This window comes from Rickettsia gravesii BWI-1 (genome assembly GCF_000485845.1).
In the GTDB taxonomy this organism is placed as follows: Bacteria; Pseudomonadota; Alphaproteobacteria; order Rickettsiales; family Rickettsiaceae; genus Rickettsia; species Rickettsia rickettsii.
Genome location: NZ_AWXL01000024.1, coordinates 1 through 9,380 on the forward strand (window position 1 = coordinate 1; position 9,380 = coordinate 9,380).

Sequence of the window (9,380 nt, forward strand, 5' to 3'; positions counted from 1 at the left end):
TAAAAGAGCATCTTAAAAATTCTTATTCTCGCTCTCAAATAGAAACAATTCTAGGAGAATTGAGTAGTTTACAAAGCGAAGCAGCTGCATATGGCTTGAATTTTGACATATCCAATCTAAAAGAGAATGCTGAAACTAAGCTCAAGAACTATGAAGCAGAACAATCTATTGAGAAAGCTAGGGTTCAAGAAGAAGAATTTCTAAAATCACAAAGAGCAATAAAACTTGCCGAAAAAGAAAAAGAAATCGTACAAAGAATTACTGCACTTAATAATTTGCATAATGAATTTATAAAAAATATTACTAAAGATACTAAAAGAATTGAAGAAAGTAATAAACGTTTAGATAAGATAATAAATAAACTGGAAAAGGAAAACATTATTGATCATGAAGAGTTAAATCGTGAAATATTAACTCATGAAGAAATATTTAAACTAAATCAAACGCATAAAGTATTACATGAAAACCATAAAAAAATAACTGAAGAACACAAACAAGCACATACAGAATTAAATGAATTAAATACAACAATAACGAATTTATCACAACAATTACAAGAAAAAGGCTTAGCACCAAAAAAAGTTAAAGAATTAAAAGAAGAATTAGAATTTCACCAAGAAATGCTAAAAATACATAAGGCACATGTAGAGAAGATTGAAAATAGTAAAAAAATATTAGATCAAGAAATTATCAAACGTGAAAAAGAACACAACATAAACAAAGATAAAATAAAGAAATTAGGAAGTGATATTAAAGAGCGTTATAAAAAAGAACCAGAAAAATATTTAGATGCATATGAAAAATATGTAGTTCTAAAAAATCAGCATAAAGCAATTAAGACAGACGGCGTTGTAAAGGATATAGAGCATCATAATAAAGTAATAAATAAAATCAACGTGGATAAAACTAAATCTTTAGCTAATAAAATCAGGGAACAAACACAAGTAAAAGATACTAATACTGGGAGTTTATCTCCTGCTCGTACTCCTAATATTAAAGTTACAAATAATAAAACGAGAGGAATTTAACTAAATAGTAATCATTATGTCTAAATTTAAAAATTTAACTCCTGAACAAAGAAAAGCAGCTTTAGAAGCTGCAAAAGTACAATTTGAAGAACAACAGCAACAACATAACGCAATATTTAAAGAAGCTATGCAAGCAAGTAGTCAAATCCACCAATATAATCAAGATTTAGGTAATTATGTGGATAATGCTTCCAAAGATATTAAACTTGCCGGTAAAGCTTCTAAAGGCGGATGTGAAATAATATAACATTCTAAAAGCTGTAACTATATAGTTGCAGCTTTTGTATCATTTTGAATTAAACTCGAAAGACCTATTGCCTGTATTTTTTCTGACAATTTAAAGCTAATCTCACCTGGAAATATTACATTAATTTGATCAAGTTTTAAATCTTCTAAAGATATTTGCATTGATTTTGTAATGCTCGGTGTATTTGTATATTTAATTTCAAACCCCAAACGTTTTCCATTTTTAAAAATTAAAAGATCTATTTCCGCTCCATTATGAGATGACCAAAAATAACATTCTTCGGGTTCGGCTTTATAATATCTAATAATTTGTTCTAAGGCAAATCCTTCCCATGATGCACCTATTTTAGGATGAGTGCTTAAAGATTCATAATTATTTAAGCCTAATAAAGCGTGATATATTCCACTATCTCTAAAAAAGATTTTTGGAGTCTTAACTTGTCTTTTTTTAAGGTTTTCATACCAAGGCTGCAAAATACGGATCATAAAAGTTCCCTCTAAAATATCTAAATAATGCTTTGCGGTATGATATGAGATAGATAAAGAATTTCCAAGTTCTGAAGCATTAAATATATTAGCGTGATAATGGCAAAGCATTAACCAAAACCTACGTAACTGCATAGACGGAATTGTAAAACCTAAATTTGGTATGTCTCTTTCTAAAAATGTTTTAATGTAATTCTGACGCCATAAAGCACTTAACTCTTCATCATCTGCAAAATATGATAAAGGAAATCCGCCGCGTATCCATAATTGCTGAGTACCTGATACTTCAGATAAGGTAAACGGTGTCATTTCAATATAACCTATTCTACCTGCTAGTGTTTCAGAACCTTGTTTAATTAAGTCTCTTGATGCACTGCCTAGTACTAAAAATTTAATATCAGTTGTATCAACAAGAACTCTTAAAATAGGGAATAGATTCGGTTTATACTGAATTTCATCAATAATAACAAATCCTTTTAGATCAGACAAAGCAAGCATCGGTTCATTTAATCTTGCTAAATCTAAAGGATTTTCAAGATCAAAAATATTGATTTTAGGAATATTATAAGCTTCTACGAATTGTTTAGAAAGTGTAGTTTTTCCGCACTGCCTTGGTCCTAACAAGGCACAAACTTTATGAGTTTTAAAATGTTTTATTATTGATAAAAAGAATTGTTTTCTAAGCATTTAAATTAGTACCATGAAAATTAGAAACATAACATCTAATTCTCAGTATAGAAAGAAAAAACAACAAAGTCAAAACGCTTTTTCTCGTTCTGCAACTATAATCGCATGTATTTTTTTAAGCGTCCGGTCAAAGTCATCGTTAGTAACTACATAATCATACTCATTAGCATGTGATATTTCGTTTTCTGCCGACTGCATACGTAATTTTATTGCTTCTTCATTATCTGTCGCTCTATTTCTTAAGCGTTGTTCCAATACTTCAATATTAGGAGGCAATACAAATATAGCAACAACATTAGTAGCATTTTTCTTAATACTCCTTGCTCCTTGCCAATCAATATCAAACAAAACATCCAAGCCTTGATTTAATAACATTTCGACATATTCTTTAGGCGTACCGTAATAATTATCGTATATTTTAGCATATTCAAGGAATTTATTCTGCTTAACTAATTCTTCAAACTCTAGACCAGTCTTAAAGTAATAGTTTATGCCCTCTACTTCTCCTAAACGTGGTTTTCTTGTAGTTGCCGAAATAGATAAACGCAAATTATTATCTATTTTCAATAATGCTTTAGCTAAACTCGACTTACCTGTACCTGAAGGGGAAGATAAAATTATAATCAGTCCTTTAGAGTTCCTAAAAAGTTCTACTTCTAGAGGTAATTTAGACGTCGCTGCGGTGCTACGTTCCATGTCTCCTTTAAATCCCTCTCTATAAGCGAATTTCTGAAGAACTCTTTTATTTTTTGTTGTCATATTTTATGTTTTATTTCGTAGGTACAGCATATTTCAGAAAGATTTAGACAAGATGAATTTAAATGCGAGCCTGCGAAAGCAGTAGGAAAACTACGTGAGCACAGGCGAGTCATGCAAAATTCGCTTGTATCAAGCTTTATGAATTATTCTGTACTTTTCTTTTTATTACCTCATCCATAGTACAATTAAAATATTTTGCTATTTTTAAAATAGTATCTATTTCAGGGTTGAATTCACGATTAGCTTCCGCTCTCATAATTCTGCTAACAGTCGTATAAGGGATATTAGTGACTTCGGCAAGATATTTACGATCTATCTTTTCTTGTTTTAATTTTTCTTCTAAAAATTCTTTTACTTTAGTAGCAAGTGCCATATTAATAACCTCTGAATAAATAAAGGATAGATATATACAAAGTGTGTCGAGTATTACCAGCCTTGTTACATGGATCGAAAAGCCTACTCAATATCATTCCCACGTAGGCGAAAATCTAGTAAAACCATATAAAAACTCGTTTTTATATAGTTATTTTATCAAATATATAACTTCTGTAGCAATTAGTATTTTTTATTGTTTTTGGCCCCCGTGGTCAAGCCACGGGGTGACACACAGGGGATTGTACCGGTCCATGCAGCCCCGATTCTGCGGTAATGACATAGAGTACCAAAAAAATAGAAATTACTCCTTAGGCAATAATACTTGTACAAATTCCGTTTTAGATAGATCAGCGGCTACGTTTACCATAACATCATGTTCCGTAACTTTAGACACATAGCCCACTAAAATACCTGCAGGATAAATATTACCGTGTCCAGAGGTTACTATCTCCTCATCTTTCTGTACTAAATGATTGTTAGGCAAGTATAAAATTTTACTATTATTATTATTACCTGCTAAAATACCTTGTTCTCTTGAAGAATTAGCTTTAATAGGTATTCTAGAATTAACATCGCTAATTAACATTACTTTAGCATAATTATTACTCACTTCTATTACTTTTCCTACTAATTTTCCTGAATTAACAACGATTTGATCAGGTTCAACGCCTTGCTTTTTACCTGCAGAAATCAAAGCAGTTCTAGAAAAGGGATTAAAGGAAACACTCAGTAATTTAGTAGTAATATATTCAAATTCTTCTTCCTCAGCAATCGTTAACAAATCTTTTAATGCAATGTTTTCGGCTCTTACCGATTCTACTTCACTCTGTAAATGTTGTAATCTTGCTATCTCAAGTTTAAGTTCTATATTTTTTCGTTCTAAATCTTGAAAATAAACAAATTTTTGTGTTATTGAATTTATATATTCAAATATATCTTCATAAACTGCTAAACCGGTTGATACTATACTACCGGTTACTTCAAGTGATATACTAGATATTTTTTTAGGTGTAGTAAAAAATAAATATACAGACAATCCAAGCCCAAATATGACAAAAAAACGCTTAAGAATATTTGATATTATTCTTATTAATTCTAATGAATTTGAAGAATTTTTTACTCTATTTGCAAGTATTGCCATTTTTAATCCTGTTTAAATAGTACATGTTTTAGCTTTGTAAAATCTTCAAGTACTTTTCCTGTTCCAAGTGCCACACAAGAGAGGGCATCATCTGCAACTATTACTGGCAATTTAGTGGCTTCACTAAGAACAAAATCAAGATTTCGTAATAATGAGCCGCCGCCTGTTAAAACAATTCCCTTATCAACTATATCTGAAGATAATTCAGGAGGTGTTGCTTCTAGTGCTACTTTTACCGCTTCAACAATTTGACTTACCGGTTCAATTAAACTATCAGCAATTTGTCTTTCGTTCAATATCATTTCTTTAGGAATACCGTAAATTAAATCACGTCCTTTAATTTCCATCTTTCTCGACTCAGCATTTTCATCTACATAAGCTGTACCTATTTCTTGCTTTATCTTTTCGGCAGTAGCCTCACCTATCAATAGGTTATAGTGCCTTCTTATATATGAGATAATAGCTTCATCCATCTTATCACCACCGACTCTTACCGACCTTGCATATACTATGCCCCCTAGTGACAAAACTGCAACTTCGGTAGTGCCTCCTCCAATATCAACAATCATCGAACCGGTCGCTTCCGTTACGGGTAGCCCTGCTCCGATCGCTGCCGCCATAGGTTCTTCAATTAAATAGACATCCCTACCCCCTGCACTTTCTGCTGCTTCTTGGATAGCACGACGCTCAACCGGCGTAGAACCGGAAGGCACACAAATAACAATTGTCGGCCCAAAAAAAGAGCGACGATTATGCACCATTCTAATAAAATACTTTATCATTTCCTCTGCACCCTTAAAATCGGCAATAACACCGTCTTTTAAAGGTCTTTTTGCTTCAATATCCGTAGGAGTACGCCCAAGCATCATTTTTGCTTCATGACCATAAGCATAAGGCACAAAAGCACCATCTTTTTTTATTAACGCAATAACAGAAGGTTCCCTTAGAACAATTCCACAATTTTTTTGATAGACAATAGTATTTGCCGTACCAAGATCTATGGCCATACCGGAAGAAAACCCTTCCAAAAATTTCATTATCATTTTATTTTTTCTCTCTAAATTCTAAAAACACTTCTATAGCATTGTTAACAAAATAAACAGTCCCATAGTAAATAAAAATTTAATATAGACGAAGTTTAATTTGGAAAAGAGCGAGAAGCCTCAGAATTTTTGACCGTAGCGTAGAATACTACGTGAGGATCAAAAATGAGAAGCGACGATGCCAATTTTTCAAATTAAACTTCGTCTATATTAAATTTCTTTATAATGTAACATAATAAAGTTACTAATAAAAAATATTAGCATACTAGGTAATAAAATAGCAGCAATTAAAGACAAATTATTATAAGTAAGTATTTTTAATAATATTTCTGATAACGAATATGCTATAAAACCTGAAAATAAACCTAATAGCAGTATTTTTTCTTGGGAATTATCACGCTGTTTAAGACTAATAAAACAACTTGCTAAAATTACGGTTGCCATCATCATTATAGGCTTAAATAATTGCTTGTAATAATAAATTTGATAATTAATAGCCGGTAAACCTGAATTTAATAATTCATTAATTAATTTAGGTAAAGCCCAAATAGAAACCATTTCAGGACGGATAAATTTATTTACTAAACTATTAATTGATAAATTTGTCTGCATAGTTAAATTATGGTAAGCCTTAGTTTCCTCTTTTGTGAAAACCTTAACTCTATTTAAATGTAACATTTTATTTTCAATAATACCGTATAATGCATCAATTCTCTTTAAAAAAGAATTATTATGATCAACAAATAAAATTGTAATATTATTTAATTTTTTCTCGGCAACATTAATAAATTGTGTTTGGATAATTTGAGTTTCATCATTTAAAGATTCAAAAAATAATAAGCCTGATTTAGATATTATACCCTCACTCAAGGCTTTTTTAGTTAGTTTTGCTTCTAATAACTCATATTTTTGTAAGCCTATAGTACCGATAGGATTCAATATAGTCGTAAAAACTATACCTAACATTAAAGTTACAATACATGGAATAACAAGCACTTGCCAAATATGAATACCGCTAGATAACATAGCCGTTAATTCATTATTTTTTGTTAGATTTCTAAGAAAAAATAACATAGCGGTAAAACTCATTAACGAAGATACTTGACCTAGTAAATAAGGAATCTTATATAAGATAAGTCTCCAAAAAAAACTAAAAGGAACATAAATATTTTTGAATTTTTGTAAAAGATCAAAAATATTTGAGATAATTAATAGCACGATTAAAAGAAATAATATAATAAAGAAACACTTAGAATATAATTTAGTAAGATACCAAGAAAGTGTTTTTAGATTAATCATTATAAATTCAGTGCTAATGCGAATTTAAATAAGAATTTGTGTGGTGGGGCTGGTAGGACTTGAACCTACGACTACACCGTTATGAGCGGCGTGCTCTAACCAACTGAACTACAGCCCCTTTTCATTTGAAATTTATATAATTATTATGCAGTTAAGTCTAGTAAAATTTTTACATTTTTGAGGTATCGCCTAAAAAATAGGGCAATATGGTTCAGTTTTTTCATCATTGCGAAGAAATTACAAAGTAATTGACAAAACAATCTCAGGAGTTTGTTGTTATTTCATGAGATTGCCATGCAGCCTATGGCTTGCAATGACGATTTGGTATCCACGCATCAACGTTTTCGCAATAATAACATCAAGTTATAAATAAAAAAAGGCCAAGTAGTAAACTTGACCTTTTAGGATACTATAATTAGTAAATAATTTTAGTGGTGTACAACTGTTACAGCTCTACGATTATAAGCAAAAGCTTCTTCAGTATCACCCATCATAGCAGGTCTATCTTTACCATAAGAGATTGTATTTAATCTGTTATGATCGATTCCTTTATGAGCTAAGAATTTTTTCGTTGCTGCTGCTCTTCTTTCACCTAAACCTAAGTTATATTCTCTGGTACCTCTTGCATCACAATGTCCTTCAACAGTAACTTTTACTTCAGGATGCTTTGATAACCAGCAAGCTTGTCTCTCTAGTTCTTCTTTAGCCTTTGGTGATAAAACAGAGCTATCAAAAGCAAACCATACTGCATTTCCTGCATGCTTCTCGAAATCTTTCATTAATGAAGTTTCTTCACCTTGGTTCATATTACTGTCAAATTGCGGTGCTCTTTTTGTTGTATTACACCCTGCAAGCACAAATAATGCAAGAAAAGCTAATGTAATTTTTGTTTTCATAATTAAACTCCTTGAGATTATAATTTATTAATATTGAATTCATTTTAGCTAGTTATAAAACTAAACTAACCAAAAGCTATGTGAGTTAGTATATATCATTATTTTATTAGTTTAAAGGCTAAAATATATAAAATGCAATTACTCATGTATAAATGTGGTAAAAATATCATTTTTATAATACAAGTATATACTTTGGATAAATAGATAGATGAAGTTTAATGGGGAAAAGAGGAATCAATTTTGAAGCTTATAACCGCAGCGTATATATAATATGTGAGGATTATAAGCAAATAAGTAGCGTTGCCAATTTTTCAAATAGACATCTTCAGAAACTCACTTATAGAGAGGAATTTGAAGAAGACACGGCACGCAGAACCGCAGCGTACATAGAGGTACGTGAGGATTCGAGTACAGGATCAACGTACAAATTACCTCTAGCAGTAGGTTTCCGAAGATGTCTAATAAAACGAGTATATTCACCATCTAATGAATGCACTGCCCCAAGTAAGACCTGCACCGATAGCTGAAAATAGTAGAATATCACCTTTTTTTATTTTGCCTGATGCTTTGAGAGTACTCAAAGCAAGCGGAATAGAAGCAGCAGAGCAGTTAGCATGTTTTTCTACGGTTTTCACTACTTTATGCTCTTCTATATTTAATAGTTCAGTGAGTTTATTTATAATACGGATATTTGCTTGATGAGGTATAAAATAATCAATATCGCTTACACTGAATTGATTAGCATGCAGTAAATCTTTTATAGATTGTTGCATTTTTTCTATTGCATGACGAAATAATTTTTGCCCCTGCATAACTATTTTGCCACTAATACCGTTCATACTTACACCACCGTTTGTGTATAATATTTCATAATCAGCCCCGCTTGAGAAGATATTACTATCTATTAAACCGGAATCATCACTACTACGCTGTAATATTACGCTACCGGCCCCATCACCGAATAAAACGCAAGTAGTCCTATCATTCCAATCTAATAACGACGTCATTTTCTCAGCTCCTATAAGCAAAATAGTTTTATATTTACCTGATGAGATAAGAGAATTTGCTACTTGTAAACCATAAACAAAGCCGGTACATACTGCTTGTAAATCAAAAGACGGTATATTAGTTAAACCAAGATAACCTTGAAGCTTAGAGGCAACCGAAGGGAAGCTATTATCGGGAGTAGTAGTACATGTAATAATTAAATCAATATCATTTACCGATATCCCTGCATCTGCTATAGCTTTTTCAGCTGATTTTAAAGCAAGATGGGAAGTATATTCTGTATCACCTGCTATATGACGCTGCGTAATACCTGTTCTTGTTCTAATCCATTCATCGTTAGTATCTACGAATTTTGCAAGCTCGTCATTACTAACTACTTTTGAAGGAAGATACCCGCCGCAACCAATAATTT

Annotated in this window: 10 protein-coding genes, 1 tRNA gene and 2 pseudogenes; 4 read left to right on the plus strand and 9 right to left on the minus strand. The window is 31.5% G+C overall.

Going from position 1 to position 9,380, the window contains the following annotated elements; translation table 11 throughout:
- Positions 1-1,028, plus strand: a 1,028-nt coding sequence (roaM, locus tag RGRA_RS0107335; protein WP_034420844.1) for an actin-based motility regulator RoaM, incomplete at its 5' end; no start/stop codon positions are given.
- A gap of 16 nt (positions 1,029-1,044) precedes the next feature.
- The gene (locus RGRA_RS0107340) at positions 1,045-1,275 is read left to right on the plus strand and encodes a hypothetical protein (protein WP_017442632.1); all 231 of its coding nucleotides are present in this window, start codon (positions 1,045-1,047) and stop codon (positions 1,273-1,275) included.
- A gap of 17 nt (positions 1,276-1,292) precedes the next feature.
- Here the strand turns inward: RGRA_RS0107340 and RGRA_RS0107345 are convergent, their stop codons facing one another.
- Both RGRA_RS0107345 and gmk read right to left on the minus strand, forming a co-directional pair.
- Entirely contained in the window at positions 1,293-2,447 is a 1,155-nt protein-coding gene (locus RGRA_RS0107345) for an ATP-binding protein (RefSeq protein WP_024547395.1), read from the minus strand.
- A 69-nt stretch (positions 2,448-2,516) separates the two neighbouring features.
- Positions 2,517-3,206: a guanylate kinase gene (gmk, locus tag RGRA_RS0107350; RefSeq protein ID WP_017442633.1), complete on the minus strand. Its 690-nt coding sequence runs from the start codon at positions 3,204-3,206 to the stop codon at positions 2,517-2,519.
- Positions 3,207-3,236: 30 nt separating this feature from the next.
- Between gmk and RGRA_RS11195 the strand changes: the two are divergent.
- Positions 3,237-3,359 (plus strand): annotated as a pseudogene (locus RGRA_RS11195) (palindromic element RPE3 domain-containing protein); the annotation flags it as partial.
- Here RGRA_RS11195 and RGRA_RS0107355 read toward each other — a convergent pair.
- From RGRA_RS0107355 to pal, 6 genes are all read right to left on the minus strand, one after another.
- On the minus strand, positions 3,343-3,579 hold the full coding sequence (locus tag RGRA_RS0107355; protein ID WP_004997409.1) for a helix-turn-helix domain-containing protein: 237 nt from the start codon (positions 3,577-3,579) through the stop codon (positions 3,343-3,345). The pseudogene RGRA_RS11195 and the gene RGRA_RS0107355 overlap by 17 nt on opposite strands.
- Before the next feature lie 303 nt (positions 3,580-3,882).
- Entirely contained in the window at positions 3,883-4,722 is an 840-nt protein-coding gene (mreC, locus tag RGRA_RS0107360; protein ID WP_017442634.1) for a rod shape-determining protein MreC, read from the minus strand.
- A 2-nt stretch (positions 4,723-4,724) separates the two neighbouring features.
- Positions 4,725-5,765, minus strand: a complete 1,041-nt coding sequence (locus RGRA_RS0107365) for a rod shape-determining protein (protein ID WP_017442635.1) — start codon at positions 5,763-5,765, stop codon at positions 4,725-4,727.
- A gap of 210 nt (positions 5,766-5,975) precedes the next feature.
- A complete protein-coding gene (locus RGRA_RS0107370; RefSeq protein ID WP_017442636.1) occupies positions 5,976-7,064 on the minus strand; it encodes an LptF/LptG family permease in 1,089 nt (362 codons plus the stop codon).
- A gap of 41 nt (positions 7,065-7,105) precedes the next feature.
- Positions 7,106-7,182: transfer RNA gene (locus tag RGRA_RS0107375), tRNA-Ile, on the minus strand.
- Between the two features lie 310 nt (positions 7,183-7,492).
- Positions 7,493-7,960, minus strand: a complete 468-nt coding sequence (gene pal / locus RGRA_RS0107380) for a peptidoglycan-associated lipoprotein Pal (RefSeq protein WP_017442637.1) — start codon at positions 7,958-7,960, stop codon at positions 7,493-7,495.
- Positions 7,961-8,178: 218 nt separating this feature from the next.
- Between pal and RGRA_RS11200 the strand changes: the two are divergent.
- A pseudogene (locus tag RGRA_RS11200) lies at positions 8,179-8,447 on the plus strand (palindromic element RPE1 domain-containing protein).
- On the opposite strand, the gene RGRA_RS0107385 reads toward RGRA_RS11200, so the two are convergent.
- Positions 8,437-9,378 carry a beta-ketoacyl-ACP synthase III gene (locus RGRA_RS0107385; protein ID WP_029662703.1) on the minus strand — a complete coding sequence of 314 codons (942 nt, stop codon included), beginning with the start codon at positions 9,376-9,378 and terminating at the stop codon, positions 8,437-8,439. The pseudogene RGRA_RS11200 and the gene RGRA_RS0107385 sit on opposite strands and share 11 nt — an antisense overlap.
- Between the last annotated feature and the right edge of the window lie 2 nt (positions 9,379-9,380).